This window comes from Streptomyces flavofungini (genome assembly GCF_014650815.1).
Classification (GTDB): domain Bacteria; phylum Actinomycetota; class Actinomycetes; order Streptomycetales; family Streptomycetaceae; genus Streptomyces; species Streptomyces flavofungini.
This window is the reverse complement of the sequence record NZ_BMVR01000012.1, coordinates 182,298-203,263: the sequence shown is the minus strand read 5'-3', so window position 1 is coordinate 203,263 and position 20,966 is coordinate 182,298. Positions and strand designations below refer to the sequence as shown.

The following is a 20,966-nucleotide window of genomic DNA, read 5'->3' as shown; positions in this document are numbered from 1 at the left end:
CACATGCCCCGACTTCCCACCCCGCTGACCCTGCCACCGGACCGGTCAGGACCGCACACCCTGCGCCGTCGGCGCCGCCGAGAGGCCGCCACGGCCTGGGCGTTCATCTCGCCCGCCGTGCTCGTCATCCTCGGCCTGAGCATCCTGCCGGTCGTCTGGTCGCTGCTCCTGTCCTTCCAGGTCAACGACCTCGTCACCCCCAGCCGCTGGGTGGGCCTCGACAACTACCGCGCCCTGCGCCAGGACCCGAACTTCCACCAGGCGGTCGAGAACACCGTCGTCTACACCGTCCTGTACGTGCCCCTGAGCATCGCCGTCGGCCTGGCCCTCGCCCTCGTCCTGAACCGGCGGATCCGCTTCGTCGGCCTGTACCGGACACTCTTCTTCGTGCCGTTCGTCATCTCCGCCACGGCACAAGGAGTGCTGTTCTCCTTCATCCTCGACCCGGAGTTCGGCGCGGCCAACTCCGTCCTGCACCGCCTCGGGATCTCACCGCAGGGGTTCCTCACCGACCCCTCCCAGGCCCTGCTCGTGCTGGTCGCCATCACCCTGTGGAGCGGCACCGGCCTGTGCACCGTCATCTACCTGGCCGCCCTGCAGGACGTACAGCAGTCCCTCGTCGAGGCCGCCCGCCTCGACGGCGCGGGACGGCTGCAACTCCTGCGGCACGTGACGCTGCCCGCGCTCACACCGGTCAGCGTGTTCCTGCTGCTGTGGCAGACCATCCAGGCCCTGCAGGTCTTCGACCTGGTCTATGTGACCACCAAGGGCGGGCCGCTGGGCTCCACCACCGTGATCGTCTACTTCATCTGGGAGCAGGCCTTCAAGGAATTCACGGCCGGGTACGGGGCCGCTGCCGCCTATGTCCTCGCGCTCGCGCTGTTCGTCGTGGCGGTCCTGCTGCGGGTGGTACGCGGACGCGAGCGGACCCCTCGTACGAAAGCAGCCGCCTCATGACCGCGAACCGTCGGACGAAAGGCGCCGCCCCATGACCGTGACCACGACCGGCCGGACCCGAGTCGGCTCCCGCCCGGCCGCGTTGCCCGCCGCCCGGCGGCGCCCGCGCCTTCCGTTCAGCCCGTGGCACCTGCTGCTCGTGCCGCTGGCCGCGCTGTTCGCCGTACCGCTGGTGTGGCTGCTGCTCAGCTCCGTGATGAGCAACGCGGAGATCAACCGCTTCCCGCCCGCGCTGTGGCCGTCCAGGATCGACCTCGGCGGGTACCGCTACGTCCTCGGCAACGCCATGTTCCCGCGCTGGCTGCTGAATTCGCTGATCGTGTCCGCCGTCGCGGTCACCTCGAACCTCGTGTTCGGCACGCTCGGCGGCTACGCGTTCGCCCGGATGCGATTCGCCGGTTCGCGGGTGCTGCTCGTCCTGATGCTGGCGACGATGGCGGTGCCGTTCCAGCTCACGATGATCCCGACCTTCCTGGTGATGAAGAAGCTCGGGCTCATCGACACCCTCGGCGCGCTGATCGTGCCCGCGCTGGTCACGCCGTTCGCGGTGTTCCTGCTGCGGCAGTTCTTCCTGTCCCTGCCCCGGGAGTTGGAGGAGGCCGCCTGGATCGACGGCTGTTCACGGCTGCGGGTGCTGTACGCGATCGTGCTGCCCCTCGCCCGGCCGGCGCTCGCCACCGTGGCCGTGCTGACCTTCCTCACCACGTGGAACGACCTGACCTGGCCGCTGATCGCCATCAACCACGACACCCAGTACACCCTCCAACTGGGCCTGACCACCTTCCAGGGGCAGCACCACACGCGCTGGTCCGCGGTGATGGCGGGCAACGTGATCACGGTCCTGCCGGTGCTGCTGGCTTTCCTCTTCGCGCAGAAGGCGTTCATCCGCTCGGTCACCTCCAGCGGCCTCAAGGGCTGACCGCCGCGCCCACCTCCCTCGCCCACTCGCCGTACGAACCCAAGGACCGCGATGCCGCCCGTGTACGACCTGCTCGTCATCGGGGACGCCAACCCCGATGTGATCCTCGGCCCGCTCACCGAGCCCCTCGCCTTCGGCCAGCGCGAACAGCTCACCGAGACCGGCTCCCTCGTCCTCGGCGGCTCCGCCGCGATCATGGCCTGCGGCGCGGCCCGCCTCGGCCTGAAGGTGGCGTTCGCGGGCCGCGTCGGTGACGACGACGCGGGCCGCTACGTCCGCGACACCCTCACCGCCCACGGCGTCGACACCCGCGCCCTGACCCTGGACGCCACCCGCCCCACCCCGCTGACCGTCGTCCTCACCCGCGGCGACGACCGCGCCGTCCTCACCTCGCCCGGCACCCTCACCGCCACCTCCGGCCGCGACGTCCCCCCCGACCTGCTCGCCGCCAGCCGACACGTCCACGCCGCCTCCTACTTCCTCCAGCCCCGGCTCGCCGAGGACCTGCCCGACCTGCTGCGCACCGCGCGCTCGCACGGTGCCACCACGTCCCTGGACACGCAGGACGACCCGTCGGGTACGTGGGACGGGGGTGCCCTCGACGCGGTGCTCGCGGAGACGGACATCCTGCTGCCCAACGCGCAGGAGGCGCTGTGCCTGGCCGGACCGCACGCCGGGACGCCGCAGCGCGCGGCCGCCCTGCTGGCCACCCGCGTCCCCCTGGTCGCCGTCAAGAACGGTGCCGACGGCGCCCTGTGCCACGACGGCCGGACGCTGATGACCGCGCCGGGTCTCACGGTGACCCCGAAGGACACCGTCGGCGCCGGGGACAGCTTCGACGCGGGCTTCATCGCGGCCACGCTGCACCGCCAACCTCCGCACCAGGCACTGCGGTTCGCCGCCGTGTGCGGAGCCCTGTCCACCCGGGCCCACGGCGGCACCGCGGCCCAGCCCACCTGGTACGAAGCCCTCATCCACACCACTCCCACCGGAGCGCACGCCTCATGACGCACCCCAAGATCGTCTTCGTCGGCGCAGGCAGCGTCGAGTTCACCCAGGGACTGCTCGCCGACCTCTTCGCCTTCCCCGAGCTGACGAGCGCCCACATCGCCCTGCACGACATCGACGCCGAACGCCTCGCCACCGCCGAGGCCGCCGCCCGCTACATCGCCCGCGAACGCGGAGCCGACGCCCGCATCTCCGCCCACGCCGACCGCCGCGCCGCCCTGACCGGCGCCGACTTCGTCATCAACATCGTGCAGATCGGCATGCGCGAGGCCACCCGCACCGACTTCGAGATCCCCGCCCGCTACGGCCTGCGCCAGACCATCGGCGACACCCTCGGCATCGGCGGCATCTTCCGGGCCCTGCGCACCTTCCCGTTCCTCAAGCAGCTCGGCGAGGACATCGCCGAACTCTGCCCCGAGGCCTGGCTGCTCAACTACACCAACCCCATGGCCATGAACGTCCAGTACCTCACCCGGGCCACCGGCCTGACCCGGGTCGTCGGCCTGTGCCACTCCGTGTACTGGACCATGCAGGACCTGGCCAAGCTCCTCGACGTCCCGTACGACGAGATCACCTACCGGGCGGCGGGCGTCAACCACCAGGCCTGGGTGCTGCGCATCGAGCACCGGGGCCGCGACCTCTACCCCCGCCTCGACCAACTCATCGCCGAGGACGAGCAGTTGCGGCGCCGCGTCCGCGTCGACATGTACCGGCGGCTCGGCTACTACCCGACCGAGACCAGCGAGCACTCGTCCGAGTACGTCCCCTGGTACCTGCGCCACGACAGCGAGATCGACCGGCTGCGGCTGCCGGTCGGCGCGTACCTCGACATCGTCGACGAGAACGTCGCCACGTACCGGCGCACCCGCGACGCCCTGGCCACCGGTGCCCCCCTCACCGTCGAGGGCACCATGGAGTACGCCCCGCAGATCATCCACAGCATGGTCACCGGCACCCCGCGCACCGTCTACGGCAACGTCCCCAACCACGGCCTCATCGACAACCTCCCCGCCCACGGCGTGGTCGAGGTGCCCTGCCTCGTCGACGCAGGCGGCATCCAGCCCACCCGCGCCGGATCCCTGCCCCCGCAACTGGCCGCCCTCAACCGCACCTACCTGAGCATGAACGACCTCGTCGTCCGCGCCGCCCTCGACGACGAGCCGCGCCACATCCGGCACGCCGCGATGACCGACCCGGCCACCGCCGCGACCCTGACGGTGGACCAGATCTGGCGGCTGTGCGACGAGCTGGCGCGGGCGCACGGGGACCGGCTGCAGCCGTCGCTGCGGGTGCCGCTGGCCGACGGCTGACCCGGTTCGCCACGGGCTGTTCGCCGCGCCTGCGCTGCCCGATCAGTAGACGATGGAGACGATCTGGCAGGCCGCCGCGGCCAGTTGGGGGTCACCGTCGACGCGGGCGCGGGCCAGGGCGGCGGCGGGCCGGATGCCGCGGGTGCACAGTCGCCAGGCGGTGTCCGCGTCCAGGTGAACGGTCGCGGCGGGGTGCCCGGTGTCCGGCTCGGCCAGTGACCAGCGAGCACCGGTCCGCACGGGGACGGCCGTCGCCGTCCACGTGCCGCCCGCCGGGCCGTCGACGCGTACCCGGATCTGCGTACCCACGGGGGCGCCGACCTCGCGCAGGGTGTGGGGGAGGGCGCGCAGGAACGTGTCCAGGACCGGGGACAGGAACCGCGGGTCGGGGTCGGTCCCCTGGCCGGTGGCGTGCCGGAGCTGCTGGCGGTGGGTCCAGAACTCCGTGAGGTCGCGGGCGGTGTCCAGCCACTTCGGCGCCGGATCGACTCCGGCCCACGACACCCCCAGGGACGGGGCGCCCGGGTCCGTCGACTCGAAGAAGCGGGCGACCTGCCCGCCGACCAGGTCCAGGGTGTCGACGAGCGCCACCGCACTCATCCGGCGGCAGGCGTCGACCCACTCCTGGTTGATGCGATGGATGAACGCCGCCAACGTCTCACCCGGCCGGAAGGCGGGCCCGTCGGTGTGCCCGTCGCGGTCGCGGCCGAGGCGCCCGTAGAAGTCACCGAGGAGGTGCGCGGCCACATCGCGCACGGTCCAGCCCGGCACCGCCTCCATGGCCCAGTCCGCGGGTGCCAGACCGCGCAGGGTGGCCATGAGCGCGCTCTGTTCCGGAGAGAAGAGCGGACGTACGTCGATGGGGGAGCCGAGCCAGGAATGGTCCGGCACGTCGCCGGGCTGGGGGTTCATGGGCCAAGCCTGCCCGCCCGCCCCTCCGGTCGACCACCGCGTTTCCCTGGCGCGCCAAAGGAGTACGAACAGGTTCTGACCGGGCCGGTGCCCGCGCGTCCCGCAGCCCGGCGCTCCGGTCCGCATTAGCTTCCGGGGATATGGCCGCCTCCCTTCGCTTCCGCGCCCTGCTCACCACGCTGATCGCGGGCACCGCACTGTTCACGGGTTCCTTCATTCCCGCCGCTGGTTCTCACGGGTCGGCCGGACACACCACGGGCGCCACCGCCACGCCCGCTCCCGAGCCCTCGCCCGCACCCGTGGCGCGCTGGTACGGCTCGGCGATCCGGCTGATCCCCGGGCAGGGCAAAGTCGTGGCCCTCACCTTCAACGCCGCGTGGAACACGCAGGGGCTGGACACCATCCTCAAGGTGCTGCGGCAGCAGCGGGCCCCGGCCACCTTCTTCCTGACGGGCGACTTCGCGCAACGCCACCCAGAGGCGGTACGGGCCATGTCGGCGGCCGGACACGGCATCGGCAACCACTCCCACAGCCACCCGCGGTTCGGGGAGCTGACCCCGGCGGAGCGGGCCGGTGAGATCACCCTCGCCCAGTCGGCCATCCGCCGCGCCGGCGGCGCCGAGCCGCTGCCGTTCTTCCGGTTCCCCTACGGCGACACGACCCCCGAGCAGATCGCGGAGGCCAACGCACTGGGGTACGCCGACATCGAGTGGACCACCGACACCAACGGATACAAGGGCACCGCCGGTGGCATGAGCGTCGACAAGGCCGTCGAGCGGGCGCTGGACAAGCTGGTCCCGGGCGAGATCATCCAGATGCACGTCGGCTCGTCGAGCGGACAGCTCCCCATCCTGGACGCCGAGGCCCTGCCCCGGATCATCGACGCCGTACGGTCCCGCGGCTACCGCGTCACCGACCTGCGCACGCTCCTGACCGAAGCCGGGTGAACAGGCGACGGCTCCTTGCGCTGGCGGGCGCCACCGGGGCAGCGGAGGCGGCCCGGGTTCTCGCCGCGAGCCCGTCGGCGTACGCGCGAGGGAGCGCGCCGAGCGCACCCCGGAGCGGGAACGCGGCGGCGGGCGGAGACGGCTGCTACCGGTCGGCCCGCGGCGGTACACGGACGAGCGCGACCCCGCCCTCCAGGTCCACCACCGTCCTGTTCGGCGGCGCCCCGTCCTCCTCGTCGTCGCGCAGCACCAGCGCGGACTGGCGTTCCTTGAGTTCGTTCTGCTTGCCGGGGGAGAAGCCGGCGTGGAGCTGTTCGAAGCCGGTCGCCGATATCTGGCCCTGGTGGGCGCTGGTGCGCCAGGGCAGGAGCCCGGCTCGCCCAGCGCGGAGGAACAGCTGATCGGTGAAGGCGACGAGGGTCAGCACCATCACCAGACCGGGCAGAGTCGTCAACACAGCGAATCCCATGGGCCCAGTCTGCCCAAGAACGGCTTCGGACCCGTCAGAAGACCGACAGGCCCGTGAGCGTGGTGAAGCGGTCCAGCGCGGCCACCCCCGCCACGGAGTTGCCCCGCTGGTCGAGGCCCGGGCTCCACACGCAGACGGTGCAGCGGCCCGGCACGACCGCGATGATGCCGCCGCCGACGCCGCTCTTGCCGGGCAGGCCCACGCGGTGGGCGAAGTCGCCCGCGGCGTCGTAGGTGCCGCAGGTCAGCATGACGGCGTTGACCTGCTTGGCCTGGCTGCGGGTGAGGAGCGTGGAGCCGTCGGACCGTATGCCGTGGCGGGCGAGGAACCCGGCGGCCAGGGCGAGGTCGGCGCAGGACGCCTCGATGGCGCACTGCCGGAAGTACTGGTCGAGGAGCGTGGGCACCGGGTTGGTGATGTTGCCGTACGACGCCATGAAGTGGGCGAGCGCGGCGTTCCGGTCGCCGTGTGCGGACTCGGAGGCGACCACCGCCTCGTCGAAGTCGAGCCGGTCGTTGCCGGACTCGGCGCGCAGGAACGCGCGGAGCGTCCCGGCCGCGTCGCCGGTGCGGGTCTGCAGGCGGTCGGTGACGACGAGGGCGCCCGCGTTGATGAACGGGTTGCGGGGGATGCCGTTCTCGTACTCCAGCTGCACCAGGGAGTTGAACGGGTTGCCGGACGGCTCCCGGCCGACGTGCTCCCACAGCAGGTCGCCGTCCAGCGAGAGGTCGAGGGCGAGGGTGAAGGCCTTGGTGATGGACTGGGCGGAGAAGGGGCGCTGCCAGTCGCCGACGCCGTAGACCGTGCCGTCCAGCTCGGCGACGGCCATCCCGAAGTGCCGCGGGTCGGCCGAGGCGAGCGCCGGGATGTAGTCGGCGGGGCGGCCACGGCCGGGCAGGGCCTGGATCTCGGTGGCGATGCGGTCCAGGACGGGCTGGAGGGACGGGGGCACGGGCACTTGCTCCGGTTTCGCGCGGTATACGGGGGTGTCCGGAGTACCTTAAGGCAGGCGTGCCGTGGTGATGTTCAGGGGCCGGGAGAAGGTCGTACGGGTCTTGGGCGGGGCGGGCGCCCGCCCCGCCACCCGGGGGTCTGCTCCGGCTCGCGCGCCAGCGCCCGCTGACCGCGTTCACCCTGTGCGTCACATCCTGAGCGGAAGCCCGGCGGCCGCCGGTGCGGCGCGTACGACGGTGACAAGTGGGAAGGCTGGCTGCCGGACATCGAAGGCAGGCACGCCGGGACACGGGAGCGCACCATGGCCGCGACGACATCGGCACGCAGGCGGCGGACGGGGATCCATCGCCGGTGGGCGGTGGGTTTCGTGCTCGCCGCGCTGGTTCCCCTGACGCTGGCCGGGTGCGGCGGCTCGGACGACGGCGACGACCCGTCCTCGTCCCCTGAGGGGAGCTCGAAGTCCCCGGCCGCGCAGTCCTCTTCGCCGAAGCCGTCGCCGACGCCGTCGGTGTCGGCTGCGGACGGGCGTGACGTCGGCGCCTGTGCCGATGGCAACTGCGAGATAGCGGTGTCCAAGAAGGTGACGTTCCGCTTCAAGGGGCCGCGGGGCACGGCGACCCTGTCCGTCACCGACGTCGGCCCCAACAAGGTCGAGTACAAGGTGAAGTCGGGCAGCGGCCGGTCCAAGGGCGGGGCCAGCGGGCCGGGGCAAGGATGCATCACCGTCCTTCGCACCAACGGGAGCGGCAACTCCTGCGGTGGTCTGGGGGACGCCACCCGGCCCAGTCCCCAGCCCGATGCCGTGGTGATCCAGGCGGCGACCGGCGCGGACGGGACGGCGATCCTCCACATCGTGTCGGACTGATACCTGGACGACACATATCCGCGCGCCGGTGGATGCACGGTCCTGACCGGCCGGATGCGGTCCTCTCCAAGGCTGGAGGCGTACGCGGGAGAGCCGCGTACGCCGGGCAGGGAGAGGTGGTCGTCGGTGATCGTTCGTCGGGTACGGGCAGCCGGGGTGGGCAGGGCGCTGCGGAAAGGGCCGCACCGGGGCAAGGCGCTGTGCGGGGCGGCCGCCGTGCTGGTCGTGGCCGGGGCGGGGGGCTGGCTGGCCCTGCCCGGTGGTACGGAGGGCAAGGAAGGGCAGGGCGACGGGCTCGTCGGGGCCGTGAGCCTGCCGTGGCCCGACGAGGGGCAGACGAGCATCGAGGTCCAGGGCGTCGGCAGCCTCGGCAGCAGGGGCGACCGGCGGCCGGTGCCGATCGCGAGTGTCACCAAGGTGATGACGGCGTACGTGATCCTCAAGGAGCACCCCCTCGCAGCGGGGGAGAAGGGTCCGCGGATCACGGTCGACGCGGCCGCCGCGCAGGAGTCCCACTCGCTCAGCGAGTCCACCGTGCAACTCCGCGAGGGGCGCCGCCACAGCCAGCGTGAACTCCTGGAACTGCTCCTGCTCCCGTCCGGCAACAACGTCGCCCGGCTGCTGGCCCGTTGGGACGCCGGCAGCCAGCGGGCCTTCGTCGCGAAGATGAACCGCGCCGCCGAGGACCTGGGGATGACCCGCACCACGTACACCGGAGCCAGCGGCTTCGAGTCCAGCACCAAGAGCACCGCGGACGACCAGCTCAAGCTCGCCCGGCAGGCCATGAGGCAGCCGGTGCTCCGCGAGGTGGTGGCCCTGCGCAGCACGACCGTCCCCGGCGTTCCCGGCACGGTCACCAACACCAACCGGCTCCTGGAGAAGCCCGGCGTCATCGGCCTCAAGACGGGGTCGAGCACACCCGCGGGCGGCAACCTCATGTGGGCCGCCGAGGCGAAGTCCGGCGCCGGGCACCACCTCGTGCTCGGTGTCGTCCTGGGGCAGCGCGCCGACACCACCCCCATGGAAGGCCTGGAGGCCGCCATCGACAGGAGCGGCGCGCTGATCGACGCCGTGCAGCGGCGCCTTCCCGGCGCCCTCCGCGCGGACAAGCCGGTGCGGTCATGACGTCACTGCACGAGCAGCTTCCGCAACGCACGGTCGGCGTGGCCGAGGGGCCGTCCGGGGCGGCCGACACCTGCGGCGGGGACAGCGGCGAGGGCCGCGCGGGCAACGGCTTCAACGGCCGCAGCGACCTCTGGCGCCGCGGCCGACTCATCGCTGCGGCCGCCCTGCTCCTCGCCCTGGTCATGCTCGGCCACACCTGGGTGCCCCACCGCTTCGGCAACCCCGGCGGCCTCCTGGAGACCTTCCTGCCGTGGCTGGGCGCGGGCGTCCCCCTGCTCCTGGTGCTCGCCGCCGTGCGGCGCTCCGCGACCGCCGCCCTCGCCGTGCTGGTCCCGGCCGTCGTCTGGTGCTCGCTGTTCGGCGGCATGGTCATGGACAAGCGCTCCGGCGGCGGGGACCTCACCGTGGTCAGCCACAACGTCCAGGACCGGAACCCCGACCCGGACGGCACCGCCCGCGCCCTCATCGCCTCCGGCGCGGACCTCGTCGCCCTGGAGGAACTGTCCCCGGCGACGGCACCGGAGTACGGGCGCGTACTGGACCGCAGCTACCGGTACCACGAGGTGCGGGGCACGGTCGGGCTGTGGAGCAGGTACCCGCTGCGGGCCGTGGAACCGGTCGCGATCATGCCGTGGACCCGCGCGCTGCGGGCCACCGTCGCGACGCCGAAGGGGCCGCTCGCCGTGTACGCCGCACACCTCGCGTCGGTGCGCGTGCACCCGAGCGGGGGGTTCGCCACGGCCACCCGCGACGAGGCGGCCGCGAAGCTCGCCGCCGCCGTACGCGCCGAACCGCTGCCGCGCGTCGTGGTGGTCGGCGACTTCAACGGCACGACCGACGACACGGCCCTGCGCCCGCTGACCGGACAGCTGCGGTCGACGCAGGAGGAGGCGGGCGACGGATTCGGGTTCACCTGGCCCGCGTCGTTCCCGGTGGCCCGGATCGACCAGATCCTCGTCAAGGGCGTCACCGCGGCCTCGTCCTGGACCCTGCCGCGGACCGGCAGCGACCACCTGCCCGTCGCGGCCGCACTGAGCCTGTGACCACCGCGAAAGCGGATACCGTCGTGATCAGCGGGTCCGGCGGGTCCGGCGGGTCCGGCGGGTCCGGCGGGTCCGGCAGGCCCGGCGGGTCCGGCGGGTCCGGCAGGCCCGGCAGGTCCGGCGAGACGCGCCGAGCGGACAGCGGACCTCCGCCGTGCCCCCGCGCCGCCCGGCCCCGTACGACACGACCCCCAGGTGACGAGATGCCACAGCCCCACAGCGAACCGGCGGGACGCCCCGCACCCCAGGAAGGCAGCCCCGCCGCCCCCGTGCGCATCCTGCTGATCGAGGACGACGACGCGATCCGCAAGTCCGTCGGCATGGCCCTGGAGCGTTACGGCTACGAGGTGGCGGCGGCCCCCGACGGGCTGACGGGCCTGGAGATGTTCCGGGACGGGGCGTACGACCTGCTCCTCGTCGACGTCATGCTGCCCCACCTCGACGGCATCGGCCTGTCCTACCGGGTCCGCGAGACGAGCCAGGCCCACCTCCTGATGATGTCCGCGCGCGGCGACGCGCTGGACGTCGTCGCGGGCCTGGAGGCGGGCGCCGACGACTACATCGTCAAACCCGTCGACACCACGGTCCTGGTCGCCCGCATCCGCACCCTGCTGCGCCGCGCCACCTTCACCGCCCACGCCACGGCCGACGCCCCGGCCCCCGACGACGGCGGCCTGCTCACCTTCCGCAACCTCAGCGTCGACACCCGCGGCCTGGAAGTCCGCACGGACGGCCGCCTCCTCGCCCTCACCCCCACCGAACTGCGCCTGCTCCTGGAGTTCGTGGCCGCGCCCGGCATCGTCCTGGAGCGCCAGACACTCCTTCGCAAGGTGTGGGACTACGGCTGGGAGGGCGACAGCCGGGTCGTCGACCTGACCGTGCAGCGGCTGCGCAAGAAGATCGGCGCCGATCACATCGAGACCGTGCGCGGCTTCGGCTACAAGTTCCGGCGCTGACATGCGACGTACGACACCTGACGCGCGCCCCACCACAGCTGACATCAGCGGTGATCCCCAAGCCGCCGACGCCGACGCCGACCGCACCCCGCCCGGTGAGGCGCTCCGCCGCCTCGTCGACCCCCGCTCCCTGCGCTGGAAGATCGCCGCGGGCGTCGCAGCGGCGGCCTGCGCGATGGCCGTGGGCATCGGCGTCCTGGTGCACCAGACCACCGAGACGCGCTCCATGAGCATCGGGCGCGGCACCGCGCTGCGCGAACTGGAGGTCGCCGAGTTCGAGTTCCGCGACGGCAGGTCCGCGAGCCGGAACCCCTCGGAGCCACCCGGCTACGCCATCGGCGACGAGGTGCCGGACGGGCTGCGGCACCGGCTCGCCTCCGAGCCCGGCCCTCTCACCTGGTACGACACCAGCAAGCCGCTCCAAGGTCCGTTCATGTGGGCGGCGAGCCGCGTCGACGGCACCGACCTGGCCGTCCGCATGGACATGGGCGCCGAGAAGCGCAGCCTGCAGGCGCTCGACCGGCACATCCGGTACGCGGCCGTCGCCACCCTCGCCGTCGTCGTGCCCCTGGCCCTGCTCGCCGCCGAGCTGGTGCTGCGTCGCCTGCGCCGGGTCGCGGGTACGGCCCGGCGCATCAGGAACGGCGCCCTGGACGCGCGCACCGCGAGCCGCGGCCACGACGAGATCAGCGAGATCTCCTCGGCCGTCGACCACATGGCGGACGCCCTCCAGGAACGCCTGCGCGGCGAACAGCGCTTCACCGCCGACGTCGCCCACGAACTGCGCACCCCGCTCGCGGGCCTCGTCACCTCCGCCTCGCTCCTGCCGGAGAGCGAGGCCACCGACCTGGTCCAGGACCGGGTGCGGGTGCTGCGGGCACTGGTGGACGACCTGTTGGAGATCTCCCGCCTCGACGCGGGCGCCGAGCGGGCCGACGCGCAGCCGGTGCCGCTGGGCGAAGTGGTCACGGAGTGCGTACGCCGCACCGGTGTCGACACCCGGATCACCGTCGTCGGGGACCCGACGGTCGAGACCGACCCGCGCCGCGTCGACCGCATCGTCACCAACCTGGTCCTCAACGCCCACCGGCACGGCGGCCCGCCGGTGGAGGTCACCGTCGACGCCACCACCGGCGCCGCCGTCACCGTCGTCGTACGCGACCACGGCCCCGGCTTCCCGGCGGACCTCCTCGACCACGGCCCCCAACGCTTCCGCACCGGCGCCGCCGAACGCGGCCACGGCCACGGCCTGGGCCTCACCATCGCCCTCGGCCAGGCCCACGTCATCGGCGCCCGCGTCACGCTGACGAACGCCGAGCCGCACGGAGCCGTCGCCACGCTGAGCCTCCCGCGACGGCACACCTGAGGCCGGACAGCAGGCGCCGCGCGCCCCGGCGAGCGGTGGCGGCCGCCGCGGCGCCCGCTTAGCGTGGGCCGAGGCCCTCGGGAAGACCGGCCGCACCGCGTTCCCTCGAAGGACGGTACGAGATCATGGCGGACAAGCCCTCGATTGTTCTGGTCCACGGATTCTGGGGCGGAGCCGCCCACTGGTCCAAGGTCATCGTCCAGCTCCACAAGCGCGGCTTCACCGACCTGCACGCGGTGGAGAACCCGCTGACCTCGCTGGCCGACGACGCCGAGCGCACCCGCAAGATGGTCCGGCGGCTCGAAGGACCGGTCCTGCTCGTCGGCCACTCCTACGGCGGCGCCGTCATCACCGAGGCGGGCGACCTGCCCCAGGTCACCGGTCTCGTCTACGTCGCCGCGTTCGCCCCGGACGCGGGCGAGAGCCCCGGTCAGCTCACCCAGGAGCTGCCGCCCGAGGCCGTCGACAACATCGCCCCGGACTCCGACGGCTACCTGTGGATCAAGCAGGAGAAGTTCCACGAGAGCTTCTGCCAGGACCTGCCCGTGGACGAGGCGCTGGTCATGGCCGTCACGCAGAAGGCGCCGCTGGGCTCCACGTTCGGCGACACCGTGACCGCACCGGCCTGGCGGAGCAAACCGTCCTGGTACCAGGTCTCCGCCCAGGACCGCATGATCCACCCCGACAACGAACGCCGCATGGCCGAGCGCATGGCCCCCCGCGCGACCGTCGAACTCGACTGCGGCCACGCCTCCCTGGCCTCCCAGCCCGACCCGGTCGTCGAGCTGATCGCGGAAGCGGCCAAGGACCTGCACGGCTGACGGCCCGCCCCGGCGCGGCTACGCCGCCACCCAGCTGCCGTGGAAGCCCAACGGCACCCGCCCCGGCAGCTGGACCCGGGCCAGCGGGCGGCCGGTGAAGTCCTGCGCCGAGAGGATCACCAGGTCGGTGGCGCCCCGGTCGGGGTCGTTGACGTAGGACACGATGTAGCCGTCGTCCTCGTCCCGCGCGCCGCGCCGGGGCACGAACACCGGCTCGCTCGCCGCCGCGCCCTTCGGGAAGCGGTGCACCTGCTGCGTACTGCGCAACATGTCGTGCTTCACCAGGCAGTTGGTGAACTTGGTGTCCGGCGGCACCCCGTCGACCGTCTCGTACGCCGTCCACATGGCGGCCGCGCTGGCCGTGTAGCCGTAGCGGTGCCGACGCGAGACCAGGGACTCGTTGACGCGGGGGAACTCCTGCGGGCGGTCGTCGACGCGGGAGCTGCGGACCCGGCCCGCGCGCAGGTCGATCGTCCAGCGGTCGAGGGCCGGGGCCCCGGTCGCGGACGGCCCGCCGTTGCCGCGCCCGGCGGCGTGGAACGGCGCGGGCATGGACGTGAAGTCGACGATCACCGACTCGCCCTGGTCGTAGGCGTTGAGGGTGTGCGAGTAGTAGATCGGGTCGACCTCGAACCAGCGGGTGCTGCCGCCCGCGCGCGGCAGCACGCCGACCCGCATCGGGCGCTTGTCGTTCCAGATGTACGGCACCAGCGCGCCCGCCTCCGCCGCTGCCGCGTCGAACGTGATCGGCACGTCCACGATCACCACGTACTTCTCGGTCAGCGCGAAGTCGTGCATCATCGGCGCGTCCGGCACCGGGACCTCGGTGGTCCGGGCGACCCGGCCGGTCCGGTCGATCATGATGTGCCGCACGTGGTCCCAGGTCGGGTAGTACGCCACCGCGTGCAGCTCGTCGGCGGCCGCGTCGTACTTGGTGTGCGCGGTGAACGCGCCCTTGAGGGTGGCGCGGAAGTCGTACGGCCGCAGGGTGTTCAGCTCGCCGTCCAGTTCATACGGCAGCGGCCCGCCCTCCTGGAGCGCGAGGACACGACCCTTGTACGGGATCACATGGGTGTTGCACGCGAAGTCGTCGGGCGGCACCTCGCCCGGGTAGGTCTCGCCCAGCTTCTTCGTCACCTGCGAGGAGCGCACCCACCGGTTGCGGTACCACTCCGCGCGCCCGCCGCGCAGCCGCACCCCGTGCACCATGCCGTCGCCCAGCATCCAGTGGTGCGCCCGCGGGTCCTCGATGCCCAGCGCGTTCGGGCCGGTGCGCAGGAACCGTCCGTTCAGGTCGCGCGGCACCCGCCCGACGACCTTCAGGTCGAACGCGGTCAGCTCGTCGGTGGCCGGGGCGAAGGCCCCCTCCATGAACGGATTCGACCCCGCGCCCGTGCCCCCGGCGGCCGGGCCCGGCGTCGCGGCCCGCGCCGCCGGGGCGTAGCGGCCGAGCCCGAGCCCCCCGGCCGCGCCGGCCGCGGCCGCGAACGTCGCCCCCTGGAGAATCCGCCGCCGCGTGTGACTGGTCGTCTGACTGGTCATCGTGCAACCCCGTTCGTGTCCGGACCCCGGCGCTGGCGCCGGGGTCGTCGCTGGTGACACGGAGAATCCTGCTCCGGTACGGGGCGCGGGTCAGGAGGTCTGGGGCCCGAGTCGGGGTGGCGTCAGCACCACCCCCGCGGCCGGGTCCGGCACCCCCTTCGTCCGGTGGACGACCCGGCGGCGCACGTCATCGCTGTGCGCCGTGCCGCTCGGGCACGGACGCGCCGGAGTCGTCGCGGGGGCGGTCGGGCTTCAGGAACCACTTGCGGGCCGAGGCCAGCCACCAGGTGCCGCAGAAGGCGACGACCACGCCGACCGCGATGGGGGCGTAGTTGAACGTGTCCCTGGTGATGGGGGAGCTCTGCGGCAGCATGAACAGGACCGTGATCACCATGACCCAGGCGATGGCGATGGTGCCGACGATGGTGGACCAGGAGCCGAGGTGCCAGGGGCCGCGCTCGAAGCGGTCGCCCTGACGCAGGCGCAGGAAGGTCGGGATCACATAGGCGATGTACAGGCCGATCGTGGCGATGGACGTCACGGCCGCGTACGCGGTGTTGTTCCACAAGTACGGCAGGCCCAGGGCGAAGGCGCCGAGGGTGGCGAGCCAGACGGCGTTGGTGGGGGTGCGGGTGGTCGGGTTGAGCTTGTGCCACGTCCGGGAGAAGGGCAGCGCGCCGTCGCGCGAGAAGGCGTAGATCATGCGGGAGTTGGCGGTCACCGACGCCATGCCGCAGAAGAGCTGGGCGACGATGATGACGAGCAGCATCCACTTGCTGGCCGTCGTGCCGAGCGCGTCCATGAGGATCTGCGCGGGCGGCACCCCGGTGTCCGAGTCGAGGGCGCCGGAGTACGACTGGATGGCGTAGGTGAAGCCGAAGAGGAGCACGAACCCGGCCACCAGGGAGACGAGGATCGAGCGGACGATGCCCTTGGGCCCGGCGGTCGCCGCGTCGATGGTCTCCTCGGTCATGTGAGCGGACGCGTCGTAACCGGTGAACGTGTACTGGGCCATCAGCAGGCCGATGGCCACCACGTAGATGCTCGACGAGAAGCCGGTGTTGTTGACGAACTCGCCGAGGACGAAGCCGGTCGACCGGTGGTGGTCGGGGACGATCGCCAGGGCGCCGCAGATGACGACCACACCGAGGACGTGCCACCAGATCGACACCTCGTTGAGGAAGGCGACGATCCGCACGCCGAAGGTGTTCAGGGCGCCGTGCAGGGCGAGGATGCAGCCGAACAGGATGATCGTGTGCTCCGGCGTGGCCTCGAAGCCGAACTGCAGGTCGAGCAGGGCGTTGAGGAACGTCGCGGCGCCGAAGTCGATGCCCGCCGTCACGGCTATCTGCCCGAGGGTGTTGAACCAGCCGGTGAACCACGCCCAGGCCGCCCGCGAGCGTTCGGGCGCCATCTGGTGGGCCCAGAAGTACAGGCCCGCGCTGGTCGGGTACGAGGAGCACACCTCCGCCATGGCCAGGCCGACGAACAGGGTCATGACGCCGACGAACAGCCAGCCCCACATGATCACGGCCGGGCCGCCGGTGTTCATGCCGTAGCCGTAGAGCGTCATGCAGCCGGACAGGATGGAGATGATCGTGAAGCTGACGCCGAAGTTGGCGCGGCCCGACATCGAGCGGGACAGGGTCTGCTGGTAGCCGAGTTGCTTCAGGCGTTCCTCGTCGGACACGCGGGATACATCAAGAGGCACGGGTCGTCTGTCCTTGGTCTGTGAAAGGGGGAGGGAGGGGGGAGGGGGAGAGAAGGGGAGCAAGGGGGGAGTGGCGGGGGAGACGGGGGGAAGCGGGGGTTAGCGGCGTCGGCCGCGCGGCGGGTCGTAGGCCCAGGCGCGGTGGCGCTGGAACAACTCGTGGGCGGGGCCGCAGTAGGACCACGGCACGGTCGTGGCGTACGGGCCGATCGCGTCGAACACCTCCTGGGCCTCGTGGTGGCGGTTCGCGAACGACAGGGCGTGGGCGAGGTAGTTGGCGTCGTCGGCGAAGCAGGCGTGCGGGCGGGGCGCGCGATAGCGCCACCAGCGGTCGAGGACCAGGTCGGTCGTCGGGCACTCCACCCAGGGGTGGATCGTCAGGCCGTACCCGTCCTGGTCCCGCTCCTGCCGCGAGCGGTGCACCTCGGCGAGGACCACCAGCGGCAGGACCGCGAGGGGCAGCCCCTGCGGGGCGACGGCCGCCTGCTCCTCGGCCCACCACATGGCCTCACCCTGCTCGCCGTGGTTGCGGGGGAAGAGGTACGTCACCACCTCGTGGTGGGCCTCGCGGTTCCACGGGTCACGCTGTTTGATCTCCTCCCAGACGTGCCGCAGCGTGTAGCGGTCGGGGGCGTGGGTGCGCAGCAGCGCGAGCATGACGAGCAGCGGAGCCACGTCCTCGGGCCACAGGCGCTGCACGGTGGCGCAGGTGTTCCAGGCGTCCTCCATCAGGGACCGGCCCTCGTCGCGACCGGCGATCATCGCGCGCAGGGCCTGCACGTTGGCGAGCAGGGCGAGGGCGTGCGGGGAGCGCGGCTCGGCCTCGGCCCAGGTGTCGGCGAACCGCAGGCGCGCCCCGGCCTCGGCGAGGACCTGGAGCTGGAACACCCTGCGGTCCCAGTCCGCGCCGGTGGCCGTGAGCAGCTCTCGCGGGCCTTCCCAGCGGCCCATCGAGGCGTCTTCCAGGACCCGGCGCAGGGCCGTGTCCTCGCGCGCTGGGTGCGTGTCGAGTGCCCGCTTGGCCGCGTTCCTTCGCGCTCCCGGACGACGCCCGGGCGTCATGAGCGCCGTGTGTGACGGTCGATGGCGTTCATAGGCAGGCTCTTCGCACCCCAAGCTCGCTCGTGAAGCTCTGTCGTGGTGATGCTCTGTTGTGTGCTGACACTCAGTCGCGGTGGCGCTCGGTCGGGCACGGTGGCGGTACTCCGCGCAGGTCACGCGCGGGTACGGGCCCGGCCCCCCGCCCCCACGCAGGGGACCCGGCCGAGGTCGCCGGCCGGCGGGCGGGTCGACGCCGCCCGGCCCTGAGCTGCCCGGAACGACGCGGTCCTACTGTTGTCAGCGGGTCACCCGCCCGACAGTGTTTCTCCGTTGCGCAACACGGGGCAGCGGTGGAGGCGACTGCGGCTGGGCACACTCATGGGACGGCCCGGCGGATCACGGAAGTCAGCGCCCGTCCGTCTGCCGGGCCCGTGCCACGGCCCCCGAGCGGCCCCGGGTCACTGGCCGCCCGGCACGCGGCGCTGCGGGACCCCATTGCGCCGCGTGCTCCCGGGCTCGTGCGGCGGCGACCAGTCCCGCGCCGTGTGCACGTACCAGCCGATCAGCCGTCGGACGGCCTCCTGGCAGGCGGTCGGCGACTCCTCCTCGGCGGCGCGCTCGGCGGCGTAGTCGCGCAGCAGGTCGTGGCGGCGGTAGCGGTCGGGCCCGGTCTCTTCGAGGAGGTGCACGGCGACCAGGACTTCGAGGAGGCGCCGGGTGTGGCCGAGGGGCCGGTCGACGAGGGCGGCCGCGGCGGCGGCGCTGAGCGTTGCTCCGGGAAACAGGCCGAGGAAGCGGAACGTCCGTGCGGCCTCGACGTCCAGTTCGCGGTACGAGGAGGCCAGGGCGGCGCGGACCGCGAGGTGCGGGTCGTCGATGTCGGTGAGGACGTTCAACCGGTGCTTGCGGTCGTCGAGTTCGGCGACCGCGTCGGCGATGGACCGGTGCGGGAACGTGGCGAGGCGCTCGGCGGCGATGCGCATGGCCAGCGGCAGGTGCGCGCAGCGCCGGGCCAGGACCGCCGTGGCCGTCGGCTCCGCCGCGACCCGCTCCGGACCGGCGACGGCGCGCAGCAGGTCGACGGACTCCCGCTGGTCCATCGGCCGCACCGTGAGCCGGTGGGCCCCCGCCTTGACGGCGAGCCCGGTCAGACGGCGTCTGCTGGTGACGAGGGCGACGCAGCCGCGCGCACCGACGAGCAGCGGCTCGACGTGCCGGGAGCCCGCGGCGTTGTCCAGGATCAGGAGGATGGGACGGCGCACCGCGATGCTGCGGAAGACCGCCGCCCGCTCGGCCTCGTCCGCCGGAACGGCGGCCGCGGGCAGGCCGAAGGCGGTCAGGAACTGTTCGAGTACGTCGGCTGCTTCGAGCGGCCGTCCTGCGGGGGAGTTGCCCTGCAGGTCGGTGAACAGCACGCCCCCGGGAAACCGCTCGGCGATGTCGTACGCCCACCGCAGCGCCACCGTGCTCTTGCCCACGCCCGCCGGTCCGTCGAGGGCGATCGTCAGAACGCTCTCCCTCCGATTTGCATCTGCGAGGAGTCCGTCCAGCTCCCGCAACAGTTCCTGCCGGCCCACGAAGGCGGACGCTCCGGGCGGCAGCTGCGCGGGCCGGAGCAGGTCGACGGCGCCGCCCCGGTCGGCCCGCGCGAGCGCGATCAGCTTGCCGTCCATCGCGAGCAGCTCGTCACAGGCGCGGGCCAAGTCGTCCGTGGGGATGGCCCGCCCGTTCTCCACGCGGCTGATCCAGCCGGGGCTGTAGTGCAGGAGCCGTGCCATCTGACGCAGCGACATACCCCGACTTTCCCGCCGTTGTCGCAGCACCTCCCCTAACCGGGGCTGCCCTCCCCGCCCAGTGATGATGCCGTCCCCCCGCATGCGTCCTCCCAGACTCGCCTCGGGTCGGTCAGATCATGTGCACAGGCGAACGATACGGAGTCTCGCGCCCGCTGGGGAGTCGGCGGACGCGAGCAATGCGAGAAGCAGCCACTACGTCAGGTCCACGTCGGCGTGCACCGGGTGGTGGTCCGAGTACGGGCTGGGGTGCACACCCTGATCGCGCGAGTCGATGTTCCGCAGGAAGACGTAGTCGAACTTGAGCTGCCAGTCGGTGGTCGGCTCGCAGACGCCGGTCCCGGCGGGGGAGGGGCGGCACTGCGGGTCCGCGTCCTTGGCCCGCGCCCACATCCGGGTGAGTTCGGGGGCGTCCGGCATGGCGTTGAAGTCGCCGAGAACGATGGCGCGGTCGTGCCGGGCGACGGCTTTGGCGAGGACGCCGACCTGGCCTGCCCGGATCTCTTCCTGCTGCCGTTGGGCGAGGTGCGTGTTGAAGACCCGGACGGGCCGGCCGCCCACCAGGGTGGTGACGGCCATGTACCCACGGTTCTCGGAACCGCCGTCGGGATACTCCACGCTCACGCGGTCCGTCATCGGCGCCGCCGAGAGGATCGCCTGACCGAAGCCCCCGGGGCTCCACGGCCACCCGCCACAACGGCTCCGGTTCCGCAGCACCGACCCGTACTCGACGTGGTAGACGAGCCCGTGCAGCTGCTCCAGATAGTCCCGGATCCGCTCGACGTCACGCACGCACGCTTCCTGCATGCCGATGACCTGCGGCGCGTACGTGGCGATCTCCGCCGCCCGGCCGACGTTGTTCTCGTCGCCGCAGGGGTTGCAGATGTTCCACGTCATGACCCGGTTCGGTACGACATCCCGGACCGGTTCGACGGGCGGCGACGCGGCGAAGTGAGCGCCGCTGGGTGTGCTGGGGCCGATGAGCACCAGGCAGGCCAGGGTCATGGCGCCTGCGAGCAACCGGGTGGCCCTTCCGAGCACCATCGCCTCCTCAGCGTGGATGCACGTGACAGCGGACGCACGTGCCCTCTGACGTCTCCAGGCATGAGGTTATGGGACGGGGCGGTCGGCGCCGCGTGCGGTTTGCCGGAACTCGCTGGCCGGGGCGGGCCGGGGGCCTCGATGTCCCCGAAGGGGGCTAACCCCCGGCACCGCACTGAGGACAGC

The 20,966-nt window shown here is 72.5% G+C and carries 19 protein-coding genes; 11 read left to right on the top strand and 8 right to left on the bottom strand.

All coding sequences use genetic code 11. The features are described from left to right. The first annotated feature begins 3 nt into the window (after positions 1-3). From IE274_RS28905 to IE274_RS28890, 4 genes are read left to right on the top strand one after another with little or no spacing between them, the layout of a single operon-like run. Positions 4-957 (top strand): carbohydrate ABC transporter permease, encoded by a 954-nt coding sequence (locus tag IE274_RS28905; protein WP_190118846.1) that lies wholly within the window; start codon positions 4-6, stop codon positions 955-957. 31 nt (positions 958-988) lie between these two features. Then, complete coding sequence (locus IE274_RS28900) at positions 989-1,876, top strand: carbohydrate ABC transporter permease (protein ID WP_190118845.1); 888 nt, start codon at positions 989-991, stop codon at positions 1,874-1,876. 51 nt (positions 1,877-1,927) lie between these two features. Beyond that, entirely contained in the window at positions 1,928-2,884 is a 957-nt protein-coding gene (locus tag IE274_RS28895; RefSeq protein ID WP_190118844.1) for a carbohydrate kinase family protein, read from the top strand. Continuing rightward, positions 2,881-4,194 (top strand): alpha-glucosidase/alpha-galactosidase, encoded by a 1,314-nt coding sequence (locus tag IE274_RS28890; RefSeq protein WP_190118843.1) that lies wholly within the window; start codon positions 2,881-2,883, stop codon positions 4,192-4,194. The genes IE274_RS28895 and IE274_RS28890 overlap by 4 nt, the downstream gene beginning before the upstream one ends. A gap of 42 nt (positions 4,195-4,236) precedes the next feature. Here the strand turns inward: IE274_RS28890 and IE274_RS28885 are convergent, their stop codons facing one another. Next, complete coding sequence (locus IE274_RS28885; protein WP_190118842.1) at positions 4,237-5,106, bottom strand: maleylpyruvate isomerase family mycothiol-dependent enzyme; 870 nt, start codon at positions 5,104-5,106, stop codon at positions 4,237-4,239. A gap of 140 nt (positions 5,107-5,246) precedes the next feature. On the opposite strand from IE274_RS28885, the gene IE274_RS28880 reads away from it, so the two are divergent. After that, complete coding sequence (locus IE274_RS28880; protein ID WP_190118841.1) at positions 5,247-6,053, top strand: polysaccharide deacetylase family protein; 807 nt, start codon at positions 5,247-5,249, stop codon at positions 6,051-6,053. A 145-nt stretch (positions 6,054-6,198) separates the two neighbouring features. On the opposite strand, the gene IE274_RS28875 is transcribed toward IE274_RS28880, so the two are convergent. Both IE274_RS28875 and IE274_RS28870 read right to left on the bottom strand, forming a co-directional pair. Next, positions 6,199-6,522 carry a DUF6191 domain-containing protein gene (locus IE274_RS28875; RefSeq protein WP_190118840.1) on the bottom strand — a complete coding sequence of 108 codons (324 nt, stop codon included), beginning with the start codon at positions 6,520-6,522 and terminating at the stop codon, positions 6,199-6,201. Positions 6,523-6,556: 34 nt separating this feature from the next. Beyond that, on the bottom strand, positions 6,557-7,474 hold the full coding sequence (locus IE274_RS28870; protein ID WP_372447127.1) for a glutaminase: 918 nt from the start codon (positions 7,472-7,474) through the stop codon (positions 6,557-6,559). Positions 7,475-7,777: 303 nt separating this feature from the next. Here IE274_RS28870 and IE274_RS28865 point away from each other — a divergent pair, with 303 nt between their 5' ends. The 6 genes from IE274_RS28865 to IE274_RS28840 all read left to right on the top strand — a co-directional run bounded on the left by IE274_RS28865 (position 7,778) and on the right by IE274_RS28840 (position 13,652). Next, the gene (locus tag IE274_RS28865; RefSeq protein WP_190118838.1) at positions 7,778-8,341 is read left to right on the top strand and encodes a hypothetical protein; all 564 of its coding nucleotides are present in this window, start codon (positions 7,778-7,780) and stop codon (positions 8,339-8,341) included. A 126-nt stretch (positions 8,342-8,467) separates the two neighbouring features. Continuing rightward, positions 8,468-9,466: a D-alanyl-D-alanine carboxypeptidase family protein gene (locus IE274_RS28860; RefSeq protein ID WP_372447126.1), complete on the top strand. Its 999-nt coding sequence runs from the start codon at positions 8,468-8,470 to the stop codon at positions 9,464-9,466. Next, complete coding sequence (locus IE274_RS28855; protein ID WP_190118836.1) at positions 9,463-10,509, top strand: endonuclease/exonuclease/phosphatase family protein; 1,047 nt, start codon at positions 9,463-9,465, stop codon at positions 10,507-10,509. Before IE274_RS28860 ends, IE274_RS28855 begins: the two co-directional genes overlap by 4 nt. A gap of 203 nt (positions 10,510-10,712) precedes the next feature. Beyond that, positions 10,713-11,465: a two-component system response regulator CseB gene (cseB, locus tag IE274_RS28850; protein ID WP_190118835.1), complete on the top strand. Its 753-nt coding sequence runs from the start codon at positions 10,713-10,715 to the stop codon at positions 11,463-11,465. 1 nt (position 11,466) lies between these two features. Then, positions 11,467-12,831 carry a sensor histidine kinase gene (locus tag IE274_RS28845; RefSeq protein WP_190118834.1) on the top strand — a complete coding sequence of 455 codons (1,365 nt, stop codon included), beginning with the start codon at positions 11,467-11,469 and terminating at the stop codon, positions 12,829-12,831. A 125-nt stretch (positions 12,832-12,956) separates the two neighbouring features. Further along, positions 12,957-13,652: an alpha/beta hydrolase gene (locus tag IE274_RS28840; protein WP_190118833.1), complete on the top strand. Its 696-nt coding sequence runs from the start codon at positions 12,957-12,959 to the stop codon at positions 13,650-13,652. 18 nt (positions 13,653-13,670) lie between these two features. On the opposite strand, the gene IE274_RS28835 is transcribed toward IE274_RS28840, so the two are convergent. The 5 genes from IE274_RS28835 to IE274_RS28815 form a co-directional block, all read right to left on the bottom strand. Continuing rightward, entirely contained in the window at positions 13,671-15,194 is a 1,524-nt protein-coding gene (locus tag IE274_RS28835; protein ID WP_190118832.1) for a carotenoid oxygenase family protein, read from the bottom strand. A 187-nt stretch (positions 15,195-15,381) separates the two neighbouring features. Further along, positions 15,382-16,905, bottom strand: coding sequence for an amino acid permease (locus tag IE274_RS28830; protein WP_229909869.1), 1,524 nt, complete (start codon positions 16,903-16,905; stop codon positions 15,382-15,384). A gap of 99 nt (positions 16,906-17,004) precedes the next feature. Then, complete coding sequence (locus IE274_RS28825) at positions 17,005-17,967, bottom strand: hypothetical protein (RefSeq protein ID WP_229909868.1); 963 nt, start codon at positions 17,965-17,967, stop codon at positions 17,005-17,007. A 437-nt stretch (positions 17,968-18,404) separates the two neighbouring features. Further along, on the bottom strand, positions 18,405-19,823 hold the full coding sequence (locus IE274_RS28820) for a helix-turn-helix domain-containing protein (protein WP_268255594.1): 1,419 nt from the start codon (positions 19,821-19,823) through the stop codon (positions 18,405-18,407). A gap of 111 nt (positions 19,824-19,934) precedes the next feature. Further along, positions 19,935-20,783 carry an endonuclease/exonuclease/phosphatase family protein gene (locus IE274_RS28815; RefSeq protein WP_190118830.1) on the bottom strand — a complete coding sequence of 283 codons (849 nt, stop codon included), beginning with the start codon at positions 20,781-20,783 and terminating at the stop codon, positions 19,935-19,937. Positions 20,784-20,966 lie beyond the last annotated feature (183 nt).